Origin of the sequence: Cohnella terricola, assembly GCF_007786475.1 — a bacterium.
Taxonomy (GTDB): domain Bacteria; phylum Bacillota; class Bacilli; order Paenibacillales; family Paenibacillaceae; genus Cohnella; species Cohnella terricola.
This window is the reverse complement of the sequence record NZ_VNJJ01000028.1, coordinates 1-14,729: the sequence shown is the minus strand read 5'-3', so window position 1 is coordinate 14,729 and position 14,729 is coordinate 1. Positions and strand designations below refer to the sequence as shown.

17 protein-coding genes are annotated in these 14,729 nt (G+C 43.0%); 16 read left to right on the top strand and 1 reads right to left on the bottom strand.

Annotated features, from left to right (window positions below):
• Positions 1–406 precede the first annotated feature (406 nt).
• From FPZ45_RS24545 to FPZ45_RS24520, 6 genes are all read left to right on the top strand, one after another.
• Complete coding sequence (locus FPZ45_RS24545; RefSeq protein WP_144707299.1) at positions 407–727, top strand: hypothetical protein; 321 nt, start codon at positions 407–409, stop codon at positions 725–727.
• A 31-nt stretch (positions 728–758) separates the two neighbouring features.
• On the top strand, positions 759–1,130 hold the full coding sequence (locus FPZ45_RS24540) for a hypothetical protein (protein ID WP_144707298.1): 372 nt from the start codon (positions 759–761) through the stop codon (positions 1,128–1,130).
• Positions 1,130–1,765, top strand: a complete 636-nt coding sequence (locus FPZ45_RS24535) for a hypothetical protein (RefSeq protein ID WP_144707297.1) — start codon at positions 1,130–1,132, stop codon at positions 1,763–1,765. The genes FPZ45_RS24540 and FPZ45_RS24535 overlap by 1 nt, the downstream gene beginning before the upstream one ends.
• 404 nt (positions 1,766–2,169) lie before the next feature.
• Complete coding sequence (locus FPZ45_RS24530; RefSeq protein ID WP_144707296.1) at positions 2,170–2,481, top strand: hypothetical protein; 312 nt, start codon at positions 2,170–2,172, stop codon at positions 2,479–2,481.
• Between the two features lie 256 nt (positions 2,482–2,737).
• Entirely contained in the window at positions 2,738–3,118 is a 381-nt protein-coding gene (locus FPZ45_RS24525) for a hypothetical protein (protein ID WP_144707295.1), read from the top strand.
• A gap of 129 nt (positions 3,119–3,247) precedes the next feature.
• A complete protein-coding gene (locus tag FPZ45_RS24520) occupies positions 3,248–3,703 on the top strand; it encodes a YrhA family protein (RefSeq protein ID WP_144707294.1) in 456 nt (151 codons plus the stop codon).
• A gap of 398 nt (positions 3,704–4,101) precedes the next feature.
• On the opposite strand, the gene nfi is transcribed toward FPZ45_RS24520, so the two are convergent.
• Positions 4,102–4,779 (bottom strand): deoxyribonuclease V, encoded by a 678-nt coding sequence (gene nfi, locus FPZ45_RS24515; protein ID WP_144707293.1) that lies wholly within the window; start codon positions 4,777–4,779, stop codon positions 4,102–4,104.
• Between the two features lie 286 nt (positions 4,780–5,065).
• Here nfi and FPZ45_RS24510 point away from each other — a divergent pair, with 286 nt between their 5' ends.
• The 10 genes from FPZ45_RS24510 (at position 5,066) to FPZ45_RS24465 (ending at position 14,348) form a co-directional block, all read left to right on the top strand.
• Positions 5,066–5,632, top strand: coding sequence for a DUF2569 domain-containing protein (locus FPZ45_RS24510; RefSeq protein ID WP_144707292.1), 567 nt, complete (start codon positions 5,066–5,068; stop codon positions 5,630–5,632).
• 215 nt (positions 5,633–5,847) lie between these two features.
• Positions 5,848–6,030: a hypothetical protein gene (locus FPZ45_RS24505; RefSeq protein ID WP_144707291.1), complete on the top strand. Its 183-nt coding sequence runs from the start codon at positions 5,848–5,850 to the stop codon at positions 6,028–6,030.
• A 280-nt stretch (positions 6,031–6,310) separates the two neighbouring features.
• Positions 6,311–6,664 carry a hypothetical protein gene (locus tag FPZ45_RS24500; protein ID WP_144707290.1) on the top strand — a complete coding sequence of 118 codons (354 nt, stop codon included), beginning with the start codon at positions 6,311–6,313 and terminating at the stop codon, positions 6,662–6,664.
• A 500-nt stretch (positions 6,665–7,164) separates the two neighbouring features.
• On the top strand, positions 7,165–8,766 hold the full coding sequence (locus tag FPZ45_RS24495; RefSeq protein ID WP_144707289.1) for an ABC transporter substrate-binding protein: 1,602 nt from the start codon (positions 7,165–7,167) through the stop codon (positions 8,764–8,766).
• Complete coding sequence (locus FPZ45_RS24490; protein WP_222430814.1) at positions 8,763–9,752, top strand: ABC transporter permease; 990 nt, start codon at positions 8,763–8,765, stop codon at positions 9,750–9,752. Before FPZ45_RS24495 ends, FPZ45_RS24490 begins: the two co-directional genes overlap by 4 nt.
• Positions 9,749–10,615 (top strand): ABC transporter permease, encoded by an 867-nt coding sequence (locus FPZ45_RS24485; protein WP_144707288.1) that lies wholly within the window; start codon positions 9,749–9,751, stop codon positions 10,613–10,615. Before FPZ45_RS24490 ends, FPZ45_RS24485 begins: the two co-directional genes overlap by 4 nt.
• On the top strand, positions 10,612–11,367 hold the full coding sequence (locus tag FPZ45_RS24480) for an ABC transporter ATP-binding protein (RefSeq protein ID WP_144707287.1): 756 nt from the start codon (positions 10,612–10,614) through the stop codon (positions 11,365–11,367). Before FPZ45_RS24485 ends, FPZ45_RS24480 begins: the two co-directional genes overlap by 4 nt.
• Positions 11,364–12,137 (top strand): ABC transporter ATP-binding protein, encoded by a 774-nt coding sequence (locus FPZ45_RS24475; protein ID WP_144707286.1) that lies wholly within the window; start codon positions 11,364–11,366, stop codon positions 12,135–12,137. Before FPZ45_RS24480 ends, FPZ45_RS24475 begins: the two co-directional genes overlap by 4 nt.
• Positions 12,134–13,204, top strand: a complete 1,071-nt coding sequence (locus FPZ45_RS24470) for a pyridoxal-phosphate-dependent aminotransferase family protein (protein WP_144707285.1) — start codon at positions 12,134–12,136, stop codon at positions 13,202–13,204. The genes FPZ45_RS24475 and FPZ45_RS24470 overlap by 4 nt, the downstream gene beginning before the upstream one ends.
• Positions 13,194–14,348 carry an amidohydrolase family protein gene (locus tag FPZ45_RS24465; RefSeq protein WP_144707284.1) on the top strand — a complete coding sequence of 385 codons (1,155 nt, stop codon included), beginning with the start codon at positions 13,194–13,196 and terminating at the stop codon, positions 14,346–14,348. The genes FPZ45_RS24470 and FPZ45_RS24465 overlap by 11 nt, the downstream gene beginning before the upstream one ends.
• Positions 14,349–14,729: the final 381 nt, after the last annotated feature.

Sequence of the window (14,729 nt, the reverse complement as noted above, 5' to 3'; positions counted from 1 at the left end):
CTACCATGATTGACCTGCTTTTTGTTATCTTCGTTTTCGGTTGTTCAAATATCGCAACTGTAGAATACGCCACCCCGATAGGGAGGATGAAAGGCAATAATTCGCATCTTTCAAGACAGATACGCCTCCATTAAGAGCAAGAGTGGCAACTCTACAGAGAATCAAGAAAGTTGATATAATGGTGATAATTAGGAAAACGGTCGCTCCCTTCAAATTAAGGGAATGGCCGATAATTCCAAATTTAGCTGGATGGGGATTTCCGCTTCATGATGTCGATGATATAACACGTATTAGGAATTCCGCTTTGGATGAAGCATAAGCAAGTATTAGAGCAGCAAGATTTGCTCCTGATTTAACTTCAACCGAAAGAATGCGAAGTTGATGAAAAGAAAGGTATTAAATGTAGATGCAAAAGTTAATGGATATTGGTGATGTGTTTGAATCCAAAGAAAATGGAACTATTATAGTTGGAATTAACCCTGTTCTCACGTCTTTAAATAATATTGGTGACTTTATCGTTATTCGGACACATGGAGGCAAAGAATTAGAATTGGAAGTTGTTTCAGTTCAAGTTTCCAATTCACCGACTGATAAAAAAATGGTAGGCATATGTATAGGAAAATCAATAAAATCCTCAGATATTACATTAGGATCGGAGGTATATACTTTTCATACTATTGCTGACGTGAAAATACCAGGCATAAAGACAGAGTTTAATTCACACTAAATATCTTACTAAATAATCAGGAGGGAAAAGTGTGATACTAACATATCCGGAGCTTAAAGACGACGTTAGGGACTGTTTTATGACGTTTCATGAAGATATGAAAAACCCAATTAAAGAAAGTTTATATGCGACATTGGGTGAAAGTGAACATCATCTAGAATTTACACAAACAAACGAGTGTTGTATTTATGTTAATTATGCTCTTATTATGATTGACATGAATGAGGATATTGATTTTATGCGACAACGTCTAAAAGAATTGCTTGAAGAAGAACATATGCAAATCTATAAAGAGGAATTACAAGATGATTTCGATGAATTTAATGCTGATATACTTAAGTTAAAGGTGAGGCTGCCAGAAATAGATGATAATTTATGTTCCTACGAATATGAGGTGAGATAATGCGAGTAAAGTGTATAGAAAATAGCAATAGGCATAATATAACTATTAATAAAATGTATACAGTTTATGAAGGTGAGTATATAGCAGATGCATATGAAAGACAGTATGTTATGTTTAAGATTCAAAATGATTACGGAAGTGTAATTCCATATGATGCACAATATTTTGAAATCAGTTCAGATAAAAATCCTAATTATTTAGAAAAAGAAGTATCAGAGAATAAGTATAGGTTTACTCATAAATTTATTAGCTATGACAAGTTTTGGTCAATGTTTTATGATGAAGCAGGTACTTCATTAGATGATTTTCGGAGTGCAAAAAAAGATATATACAAATTAGAAATGAGCAGAGGAGAAATATGTGAAATAATAAAGGGAGATAATCAAGATGAACTAGACTTTATACTTGAGTTATTGTTAGAAACAAATGATAGTAACTTTATTGAAGAGGTTATTAGATTATCACATAAGCAATTGAATGAACGCATGCTTAATCAAAATGTGGAAACAGTATTTTTGTATGTGAGTAATTTTAAAAATGATTGCGTTAATAATTTTTTTATCGAATATTTATCTGAAAATGAAAAGGGAAATGAAAAACTAGATAAAATCGTAATTGACTATTTTAATAGCTAAAAGTGACCAACACTTCAGATAAAACTCAGCTGGTTGGTAAAGTGGAAGGAGAGTAGATATAAATTCAACAGTCGAATATTTAGAGAAGAAAGGCTCGTTGCAATAAACAGGTCAATTATGGTTAGATTCTACCATTATTGGCCTCGTTTTTTCTTGGATCCGATTTCTTGAGGTTTGTTTAAGAATTGCTGATAAAGCAAAAGTAGACAATTTGGTTCATAGATTTATGCTAGATTGTGCCAATAAAGCAGTGATAAGAGAATATGGTGAATTGTAGGGGCTTTCACATCGCAGACTGATTTACATTGAGGCTGCTTTTACGAGATGGAATATCTAGGCTACGAAATGCTGGAGTCAAAAACAGAGAATTTTTCATTGATGGTCGTTAGAAGGGAGAAGATATTTTGGAGTTAATGAGGTTAGATGATGTAGTTGATTTATCCGACCGGGGCTTGGTATTAATCGCTAGTTATACTGAATCAGCTACACATCACATTACAAAATTAAATAAATTAGTTGGTTCAAAGATAGCTGTAAGCAGCGTGAATGGATCGTTTTTCGAATTTGTAGTAAAAGATATTAGTGTGTCATTTTCGATTTCAAATAGCCCACTTATAGGAATAAATATTCAAGAACGAGTGAAAGTTGAGAAAATTAAGAAGGGCTCAATAATTCATTTAAATGCGAATTTTTCAGACGGAAATTCCACGGAGTAAAGTGTAGCGCATAGATATGATGGAATACAGTCACTAGAAAAATTTTAAAAACTAATACGGAAGAATTGAAATTTAAGTAAAGGAAATAGATCTTTCAACTTCTATATCCGGAATGCTGAGTATCGGAATTACCGTTTATGATTCAGATGATTTTACAAAGAATAAATTTGGAAATCATGTTTTTGTTTTATTGGATGAAAATGATCAAAATGCACCAGATATCTAAAAACATTAATTAGAGATAAGGGGGGAATAAATGAGGTTGGATGTATTTCTATTAGAGGATTACAATTATCAAGCAAATATAAAAGCTATTCCTGTTGTAGTAAGAATATCTTCAATCGATAATATTGAAATCGCAGATAAAATAGATTTAAGAGAAATTGTTTTGTTACAAGGAGACGAGCCGGTATTTGGAGGATACTTTAGAAGTAGTTTAGGTTGGGAAAAAGATACAATAACTATATCCCCTGATAATCCTCATCATAAAATGTACGACATTTGTAAATATCAAGATAGCGACCTATTACCCGGTAAGTATAATGTAAATATCAGATTACTAGTCTATCGTTATGAAAATGGAAAAAGAGCAGAAACTGTTAATTTACAAGCAATGTGCGAATTATTGATAAAATAGATCTCATTTCAATGCTTTACTTTTATACCCTAAATAACGCTATGTCGATACATTGAACAGGGTCTTATGGTCACAAGTTATTACAAATGAGCAAAATTCATTAACAAAGGGTATGGAAGGTGATTATATATGTGGAAAGAACAAATTGATAAAATTTCAAAAATTAGGGACAAGCGAAATCGTACTCTCAATTTACCTGCCAATGGAAACGAGTTATCGGGATTTCGTAAATCCATAGTAGAAAAATTCGGTGAAGATGTACTACCACAGCAATACTATAAATTTTTGCAAACAGTTAATGGAATAGAATTTAATGGACTTAAAATATACGGGATCGACCAGTTTTTATTAGATTCTATTCCAATAAATCAGGTGGACAGTTTTTTTGATGCCAATGAAACATGGGAATCAATTAATGGCGAAGACGAATTGATTTTTTTTGGAGATTCAGATATTGCTTGGTATTGTTATAATGTTTCTAGTAAAAGTTTTGTTGAACTAGATAAGCCTTCAGGGGAGCACATGGAAACTTTTTGCGATTTTGATACTATGCTTGAATCTGCTTTCTCAGCAGCACTTATCTAGGATAAGGTAGGTTTTATTAATGTCTGATAAATACATAATTTTTTTAAAATTGGATCTAATGGTATTGATGAGATAAGTTATGAAGATTCTAGTTGTACAGCCCTAGTTGGTATAGCTGATTTTCGAGATGAAGTTTGGTGGATTGGAATCAAAAAGGTGATTAATAAAAAGAACAATCAATTGGAAAATGCCACAATGAATCAAAAACTAGAAATTTACAAACGGATTAGTGCACATAGTAGAATGTCTGGGAAAACTGGTGTTTTTACATCAGAATTTAATTTTGTTGAAGTTGATATGAGTGATATCAATTATAAAATAAACATACTAGAAATGTAGAAAGGTATTCAGTGTAAAAACTTATTATGAAGGAAATAACCTTGTGAAAATGGGGTGTATTAACTATCTTTAGCTAAAGTCTTTCTAACAAGTTGATCAGCTTGCCGGGTTGTTTCAGGCAAGCGATATTTAGGACATAATTTTAATATCCATTCCCTTGCTGTAGGTAAAGAGATTTTGTGACCAATAGAAACATAGATAGGTTTGACGTTATCTTGAGTCCTCAAAACTGTACCAATTACTTGATCATCCACAATTAATGGAGAACAAGATCCTCTTGAACTTTCGGGCTCCACATTTTCCCCCAGTAATCTAGTTTTTCCGCAACCGATAGTAGGGATATTAAATAAAACACCTAGATGGCTAGCAAGCCCAAACCTTCGAGGATGAGCAATTCCTTGACCGTCACATACGACTAAATCTGGTATTGTAACGAGTTTCTCGAACGCTTTAATTATTGGAGGGAGTTCTCTAAAAGAAAACAAGCCTGGAATATAGGGGAACTGAGATACATCCTCCACAACAACACTCTCAACCACATTAAGTGAAGTTGCTTCAAGAATTACAACAGCTGCAATGAGTTTATCAGTATCCTCGCTATATGCAACGTCCACCCCAGCAATATAATTGATTTTATTAAATTGATCGTTTTGGATAACTTTTAAAGCTAACTGTTTCTGGAGATCTACTGCTTCGGATTCAGTGAAGTTCCATGTATGTTTAATAAGAGGATCCAAAATTATCTAAGCCTCCTAGAGTCAAGAAAACGATTGTCGTATTTTGATTATAAAACAACTGTATTAAGAAGTGAAAAATTAACAACTGAAATTAATGGATATATATCGCAAAATTTCAAGTCCTCCAGAAAATATATGACACCTATAGTCATAAAGATAACCATTAAATATGGCGAGGGAGCTATAGATATTATGATATTTTAATAAAATTAGTAAATAAAATACAATAATTTGTCGATAATCCTTCTTGAGGAATTGAATAAAACCAATTAGTGGGGGGCTATTATTGCAAGATCTAGTGAAGTACCGAGTAGATCAGAAAGAAGTAGAGAACGGATGGGCAGGAAGGGGAGCGGAATGGGATGAAAACATTCATGGGCCTAGAGGGATTAGCGGCTGGCTGATGGTCGTTTTTTTAGGATTGCTTATTTCAATATTTCTTGTAGCGACGAAATTATTTAGTAAAACGTTGCCGGCATTGTTCTCAGACTCTCATATTGTGCGGATTAAGACAAGGTCGTTCACGGAATTTTACAATGAAGAGTGGACGACCGTTTTGACATTCGATGCTGTGTTTGACGGGTTGACCATCCTCTATTGCTGTTATGTGCTTTTTGAATTTTTGCGAAAGAAGCCGATCGTACCGCGTTTAATGATCATTTTTTATAGCATGAATCTGCTAGGTACAATCATCAAATCATACTTGCTTACAACGACTTATGCTGTTAGCGAAGAAATGATAGCATCTTATTGGTCAATTGCTATAGCTATTGGCATATGTTTAATATGGATTCCTTATTTTAAATTTTCTGCTCGGGTGGAAAATACATTTGCCGATTATTGGCGATGGTAGAAAAGGTCCACCATTAAATAGAGACAGCGCAGTCCATTTGGACCTGCGCTTTTGATTTGTTAGCGGACTTTCCTGTTTCCCGTCGTACGGAATATCGATGATATGCCTCAATATTCTTCCGCTATGTTCGTTTTCGCCGATGAATCCATTGATAGTTGCCATGCAATATCTAATCTTGATCTCACGAGAAATAACGCTTCAGGTGGCGCGCAACCGTGACCGGTTTACTACAAATGCAACAGGGACAACAGACGGGGGAGGCCGCTGAAGGCGATCCCTTTCAACTGGCAGCCACTTTTATCTCGGCAACCCAAGGAATTGCTTCCTTTAAGCTTATGTTCGGTGAGCAGTTCGTGCTGCCCGATAAGGAAATTTTGATTCGCATTTTGTTGAAATAAATACATACGATAACATGCCTACTCTGTAACATTAAAGGTGAAGGAAGTCCACTAAAGACAATAGTAATAAGCAATTGAATACAATGTTAGACATTTTAAAAAAAGATGAGCCATGCAAAGGGGGGTTCCCCTTATGCGTGGTGCTCATCCTCTTTTGTTTAATTCAGGTTAAGCTAACGGGCAGAGCTCAGACTTTTATGAAGAAAAGAGGCATTGTGGTATTATATGTAATTATGGGTTATGAAATAAATGGATTATTTGAAAATGAGGGAATCAAAATATGGAACGTAAAATTCAACTAATGGAAACCTACGTAAATATCGACTTTGGAAACTCACCCTTTTTAAAATTAGATAAAGGGTTGCAAATTCCATACTCTTCAATCAAGGGAATAACAACAGGTAGACCGATACCAAATGCTTTTAAGCTATATGGTGCTTTATTAGGAGGAATGAGAAATGGGTTATTTAGATCGAATGGTGGTTATCAACTGCACTTTTTTGAAAATGAGCTTGAAACTCTTCATTTAGATTTGAATAGCTTTAAAGTTGGTAAGTTCAAAATATCAAAGTTGATCATTGGTGTTGAAAATCCTGAAGAAATAAGTAAAAATATTTCCGAAAGAGTGAAGTGATAATTTGTTGATGAACTGTTCTTTGAACTAACGTCGAACGATAGTTTAATAGTCGAAAGTGGATTTACTGAACAAAAATGTTGTTGTAAATAACAAAAAGAAATGGATAGAGTTCAGATCTTCTCTGAAACTTCTATCCATTCTTATTTTCACCAATAAAATGTCTAACATTATATTCAACCACTTATTCTTATTGGCTATATTGGACTTCTTATCACTTTTAATAAAAGAATTGGGCATGTTTTTTTTGTTTGATTCGTGGTGTTCCGTACGCAGGGAGCCGGAAGCTATTTCCGTATAATTACTGAAGTCCCTTGGGAAAATAAAGGGAAGCTGGATCAAGAAGGAAGAGCTTACTGGAAGGCGAAGAAACCGCATAAAATCAGGCTTTTGGAAGGTTCTGGACTCCAATATTTACAATTTGACTGGAGAAAAAGTCTATTCCATAATGTAATCCATACTAATCGCATATGATTAATTATTAAAGGGAGGGATTTAGAATGTCTACATTATTTTCTTCACTGCGAAAGTCGTTTCTGGTCGGGCCGTTAGCCCTTGTTTTATTGGTCATTGTAGCAGGCTGCTCCGGGTCCAATACGGGCTCTAGTCCAAATTCTGCTGCGAGCCCAAGTCAAAGTGCGGATGGGGGCAAGCCTGCAACCGGCGGCACATTTACCTATGGACGTCCGGCGGCCGTTAATTCCTTTGATCTGCATAATCAGATTACATCGAACAACGCGTTTGCGATTGATAAAGTGTTCGAACCGCTTGTTGCCTTTGATAACAAGGGCGAGATCGTGGACTGGCTGTCTAAATCGCATAACATCAGCAAAGATGGTCTGACGTATACGTTTGTTCTGCGCGACGGCTTGAAGTTCTCGAACGGTACTGAAGTCACGGCCCAGGACGCGGTATTCTCGATTGAGCGTCACCTGAAGGTAGGCGGACCGCTGGCCATTGCGGCACAGGTTGTTTCGGTCAAAGCGCAGGATGCCAAAACTTTGGTGATTACGCTGAAAGAGCCTTACACGCCATTCATTTCAGAGCTGAGCAATTTCTCTAATGGGATTATTCCGAACAACTTCGGCGGCGTCTCTGAAGAAGAATTCCTCAAGAAGCCTATTGGTACGGGGCCTTTTGTCGTTGAGAAATGGGACCCGGCCGGAGATGTGACCTTCACTAAGAATACGAATTACTGGCAAGAAGGCAAGCCATACATCGACAAACTGGTCTACAAGCTGATTGAAGACGACAGCCAGGCGATCAACCAGCTCAAAGCTGGAGAAGTCGACGCCATTGAATCATTAGCCTTGCAAAATGCGAATGAATTGAAAGCAGGGACAGCTACCGCTGTTCTAACGAACGGAAGCTGGGTAACGGAGCAGTTGTTCTTTAATACGCTGGATCAGCATTTCTCCGATGTTCACGTTCGCCGCGCGCTGGCGCTGGCGATTGACCGTAACGGTTTGACCCAGGCGCTTACCTTTGGTTTTGCGAAACCGGCCAATTCCCTGCTGCCGCCGGCCATTCCTTACAACACGAATGATACGATTAAAGCGTTAAACTATGATGTCAATGAAGCCAAAGCCGAGCTGGCCAAATCGAAGTTCCCGAGCGGGTTCAGCACGAAGCTGCTGATTGCTTCCGGTAACAGCGCGCGTGCTCAAGAGGCGCAAATTATTCAAAATGCGGCAAAAAGCATCGGTATCAACATAGAGATTGAAACGGTGGAACTGGCGACATTCCGTGAGCGTTTCTTCAAATATGACTTTGCAGCGATGCTGAACAGCGGACAGGCGGATTCCCCGGAAGCCAATTCGATTCTGGCCTTCCAGACCGATCCGAATGGGTTTAGCAAATCGTACTGGACGCACTACACCAATGAAGAAGTGACCAAACTTCTGTATGAAGGCCAGAAAACGCCGGATGGAGAGAGCCGCGGTGAAATTTACGCCAAGCTGCAGCAGATTCTTGCGGATGAAGTGCCGTACATTCCTCTGTACTTCCCTGACATCCTGGTTGGTGCCCGTTCTTCAGTGAATGGTCTGGTGGTTCTTCCGAACGGCAGTCTTCGCTTTGAAGATGTTCAACTCAAGAAATGATGAAATCAAACACAGAGATAAAGCCATCCGTTACATTGGATTCATCGCGCAGATGGCTGACACAGGCGCTGCTTCGAGCGGCGCTTGTCGTTATCTGCGTGGTGACAGCCGTCTTTTTTCTGATCAGAATCGTACCCGGTGATCCTGCCAAGATGATCTTGGGGGAATACAGCACACCCGAGGCTATTGCAAGTATGCATCACACGCTCGGGCTGGACCTTCCAATCGGAGATCAGTACCTTCGGTTTGTGAGAAATTTGGTGACTCACGGGGACACCGGGGCTTCAATTATTTCCGGTACTTCTGCCAGAGAGCTGATTGCGGATCGCGCTCCTGTTACATTGCTGTTAATTGTGATGGCTAGTTTTCTGGCCATCCTTCTTTCTCTTCTGCTCGCTATGCTCGCGGCAACCAACAAGGATAAGTTGCTGGATCATTTGATCCGCATTTTTCCAACCATTACATTGGGGATGCCGGTGTTCTGGGTAGGATTGCTGCTGATCCTGCTGTTTGGCGTTCGTCTGCGCTGGTTCCCTGTAGGCGGTGTGGGTGAGGGTTGGACGGGAATGTTGCATAGTCTCATATTGCCGGCTATAACGGTAGCTTTTACGCAAATTCCTACGCTGGTCAGGTCTCTTCGGGCACAAATGCTGGAGGTGTTGGAGTCTGATTTTCTCGTGACTTTGAAGGCTGCCGGCATTCCGAGCAGGGTGATCCTGTTGAGACATGTGCTGCGCAATTCCGCGCTGCCAACACTGATGCTTCTTGGGGTAAATATCTCATACCTTATCGGCGGAACGCTGGTTGTTGAACAAGTGTTCGGGATCAAGGGAATCGGAAGTTTACTGTTCTCCTCGATTTCCAAACGGGACTTTCCGGTAATCCAAGGTATCGCGCTATATTGTGCGATCGCTGTCGTGATAATCAGCCTATTGGTGGAAATGGCTTCCTGGTGGCTTGACCCCCGGACGAAAGGAAAACAATGAAATCTACATTATTAGACCTGCCGTTGCAACCGGATGATCAGCGTAAAAGCACGTTCCAAACAATTCTAAGCACGCCCTCGCTTGTAGCGGGAGGCATTATGCTTGTTTTACTGATCGGCTTGGCAGTATTGGCACCTGTCATCAGCCCTTATCAGCCAAGCGAGCAAAATCTGTACGCGTTTCTGAAGCCGCCGTCGGCCGAGCATTGGCTGGGGACCGATCAGCTCGGACGGGATGTATTTTCGAGGCTGATTTATGCCGCCCGAAGTGATCTGAAGATCATGGTGCTGGCAGAGATCATCCCTTTTTGCACAGGTGTATTTCTGGGGATGTTAGCGGGGTATTACGGGAAATGGGTGGACAGTGTCATCTCTTTAGTGACCGATACATTCATTGCCTTTCCATTCTATTTGATCGTTATTATTGTAGCCTTTGCCAGTGGTGCCGGACAACGCGGGATTTACATTACCTTTATTCTTGTAGGATGGATTGTGTTCGCTCGTGTGACGAGAGGGCTCAGCGCCTCTTTCCGTAAGCAGGAATGGATCGCCTCGGCCCAAACGCTAGGACTTTCCGGCGTGAGAATTATTTTGCGTCATTTGCTGCCTAACGTCTTGCCGCAGGCGGTTGTCGTGCTGATGACGGATATGGTGGGGCTGCTCGTAGCCATTGTTACGCTCGGTTATCTGGGCATCGGTATTGCGCCTCCGACCCCGGACTGGGGAACGATGATCGCAGACGGACAATCCTTTATTACAACAGCATGGTGGCTATCAGCCGTTCCTGGATTCGCAGTCGTCTATACGGGAATTGCTTTGTCCCTCACGGGTGATGGCCTGGCGGATTTATGGAGGAGAAAATGAGTGCTAGTCCGATCTTGGAAGTGGAAGAACTGTCGCTGGCCGCAGGGTCCAAAACATTAGTATCCGGTGTAGGATTTTCGCTGGACAGGGGAGAGAGCCTGGGGCTTGTAGGGGAGTCCGGTTCAGGAAAATCCCTTACGCTGCGCGCCATTCTGGGGCTGCTTCCTCGTGGCGTGGAACAAGTCGGGGGAACCATCAAGAGCGAGGTTCGTGCGGCGATGATTTTTCAAGATCCGCGCAAGTCGCTTGACCCGCTTTGTCCAGTGGTTCGTCAGGTGGAAGAGGTTGTCTATTACAGGCAGCAAGTAAGCCGTAAAGCTGCACGTACGATTGCCCTAGAGTTGCTGGAGATGCTCGGCCTTCCTGATTCCTTGAAACAGACGGACCGCTATCCTAGCCAACTGTCAGGCGGTCAATGTCAGCGTATTGTTATCGCAATCGCCTTGGCATGCAAGCCTGGAATTCTGCTCTGCGATGAGCCAACGACGGCCCTCGACGTTACGGTGCAACAACAGATTTTAGCGACGATTACCCGCTTGCAGCAAGAACTGGACTTTGCGATGGTATTCGTTACACATAACTTGGCGATTGCCGCGACCCTCTGTTCCAAGCTTTGCGTAATGAAACAAGGCAGTATTGTAGAGCATGGGGACGCCTTGAGTCTTTTGCAGCATCCGCAGCATCCCTATACGCAGATGTTGATTGATTCCGTGCTGCCTTTACCGGAGCTTGAAGGGAGTGCAAGCGTATGAGCACGGCACTGCGTATCGAAGATTTGACCGTTCACTATGATCATTTTACCGCACTCGATAAGGTGAGCTTGGAAATCCAGCAGCACACGACGCTTGGCCTCGTCGGCGAATCCGGCTCGGGTAAATCCACGCTTGCACGGGTGATCGCCGGATTGATCTCTCCTGTACAGGGGCAAGTGCTGCTCGGTTCGCAGAATTTGGGGAAGAAGCGAAGTCGGGAGCAGCATAAGAAGATCCAGATGATCTTTCAGAATCCGGACTCTTCATTTAATCCCAAGCATACAATCCGACAAATTCTGGCCGAAGCGTTGTTGTTCCATCAAATTGTGGACCGATCACATGTGGACAGAAGATGTAAGGAACTGCTTGCGAGCGTCCGTATGGATGAAAGCGCGCTTGGCAGATACCCGCATGAATTCTCTGGGGGGCAGCGCCAGCGCATTGCGATTGCCCGTGCTCTGAGCGTTGAGCCGAGTATACTGATTGCAGATGAGCCTACGAGCGCCTTGGACGTTTCGGTCCAATTGAGCATTCTTGAACTTTTTAACAAGTTGAAATCGGAGCTGAATCTGACGATGCTGTTCATCTCCCACGATCTTGGCGTGATCCATGCGATCAGTGATAACGTTGCCGTTATGCGCCAGGGGCGATTGGTTGAGGTGAACACGAAGGAGCAATTTTTTACTCGTCCATCGACTGCCTATAGCCGGGAATTGTTATCTGCCGTTCCCAAAATGCCAACATCCCAACTCTCAGGAGGGTTCTTATGAGTCAACAGCATCAAGGATTCGTACCGCTTACTCTATCGGAGCATGATCGTCTCACGGAATTGCTGGCCAGACTGCTGTACACGAAAGAGGCTCCGGTCATTATTCCGGGTGAAGCTATTCTTGGCATCGAAGCGATTGCCGCCGGAATCTCTGCGCCTGGGCGCAGGATTTTGAATGTCGTGACAGGGCCATATGGCGATATTTTCGGAAAATGGCTTGAGCGCGGCGGCGCGGAAGTCATTGAGATCAAAGTTTCTTTCGATGAAGTTGCAACGGCGGAGACCGTGGCAGCAGCCATCGATCAATATAAGCCAGTTGCGTTGTCCTTTGTGCATGCTGAATCGGTTACAGGGGGGACAAACCCTACGGAAGAGATTCTGAAGGCTGCTCGCAATGCCAACCTCATTACGATCGTAGACTCGGTTTCTGCGATCGGGGCGGAGCCTGTACGGTTTGACGAGTGGGGTATTGATTTTGTAACGATTGGTGCGCAAAAAGCGCTCGCTGGTCCGAACGGTGTTAGTGCTGTAGGAATCTCCCCGCGTGGCTGGGAATTTATCACCTCCAATGAACGTGCGCCCCGGAATTCAATCCTCTCCTTGCTTGATCTGCGACGTTCATCCGATGATAAGGATACTTTCCGTGTTCCGGCCAACATTCCGGTGTTGGAAGCAAGGGCGCTCATTGAAGCGTTGGAGCGTATTGAAGAAGAAGGCTTGGCAACCGTTCACCGCCGACACCGTTTGGCCTCATCATCGACGATTGCCGGTCTGAAAGCACTGGGGCTTGAGCCATGGCAGGTCAATGAGGCCAACTATGCTCCATTGAATACGACTGTTCGTATTTCCAGAGATCGTTCGCTGGATATCGCTCAGCCGATCGGCATCGTCGCGCCTGGAGATGGAGCTATGCTCCACCAATTGCTGCGGATTAACCATTACGGCGCCAATGCTAGTCTCCACAGTGTTGAACAAGCGCTCACGACACTTGCTGAGCTTACCGGCCAAGATCCAGCAGCGGCTATCGCCGCCGGGCGGTCGGTCTGGGAGGGTGCCGATGAGCGTTAATTCCCAACACGAGCAGGTCTTCAGCCATGTTTTTATTTCAGGCATTACGAATAAACGATTTGATATCACGATAAAAAACGGTGTTTTTTCATCTATTGTTGAGTCGGATGAGTCGAGTGCATCACCTTTGCAGCCATCCGATTCTGGCAGAGATCTGTGGATCGCTCCCGGCGTCATTGATCTGCATACCCATCTGGCTTGGACGGATTTCGATCATGACGACCAGTTGAAGCGTGATTCGCAGGAGATTGAAGCGCTGCAAGCACAAGCTTTTGAAGCGACGCTTTGGACCGGGGTAACTAGCGTACGTGATGCCGGCGGACTATCGTCTGCAACTGCGGAGCGTATCCGCCGACATTACGCTCAGCCTCTAAGTGTTCACACCTGTGGCGATATGCTAGGCGCGGGGGATGCGCGCGGTCCTGAATATTTACAACAACGCGTTAAAGAGATTGTAGATTCCGGGGCGACTTGGGTCAAAATTCTGGCAACCGGAGGACTGGGCTCACCGTCGGAAACCGTGATGAATCCTGTCTTTGCGGAAGAAGAATTTGCAGCCATCGTGCGCGCTGCGCATAACTTAGGCGTGAAGGTTCTAGTACATGCCTGGGGCGGACCAGCGTTAGATTGGTCGATCCGTTATGGGGTCGCCTCCGTCGAGCATGGCATGTTTATGACAGAGGATCAGGCTTACCGGCTGGCACAGTCTACAACAGCGTTTGTACCTACGGTGTCCATCTACCGGATCGCCGCTGATCCTTCCAGTGTGCTGGCCTTGAATCCGGTTCTATGTGAACGGGCTGCTCGTGCCGCCGAAGCTCACCCGAATGCTGTCAGCTATGCTAAAAAAGCAGGCGTTCGCATGGGCTTCGGCACCGACTATGCCACCCCAATGCTGCATGGTACCAATCTGGACGAGTGGGATGCCTTAATCGATTGCGGACTAACACGCGCAGAAGCTTGGCAGGCCGCTACATCGGCTGCTGCCGATATTTTGGGATACGGAGATAGCATCGGGCGAATAGCCGAGGGCTTCGCGGCAGATGCTATTATTTTTGCCGCAGACCCTTATCAGGCGGAGAACGCAAGAGCATTGCAGGAGAGTATAGTTACTGTGATGAAGGGTGGAGTGGAGCGAAGGTAGATCGTCGTTGGGGTTTTGTACGAAATCTCGTACAAAATGGTGCGCGAGGGGGATCGTTGTTGGGGTTTTGTACGAAATCTCGTACAAAATGGTACGCGGGGTAGATCGTTGTGGGGAATTTGTACGAAATCTCATACAAAATGGTGCACGAGGCAGATCGTTGTGGGGAATTTGTACGAAATCTCATACAAAATGGTGCGAGAGGTAGACCGACGTTGGGGTTTTGTACGAAATCTCATACAAAATGGTGAGCGGAGTAGTAGAGTCCATATAATTGTGTAAAATGGCTGTTGGTAAACATTAAATAAAGCCATGTTGAAAGTTCTCTCTTAGAATGAGGTTGTCGAGACAACATTCATCGGAGGAATATCAACATGACTC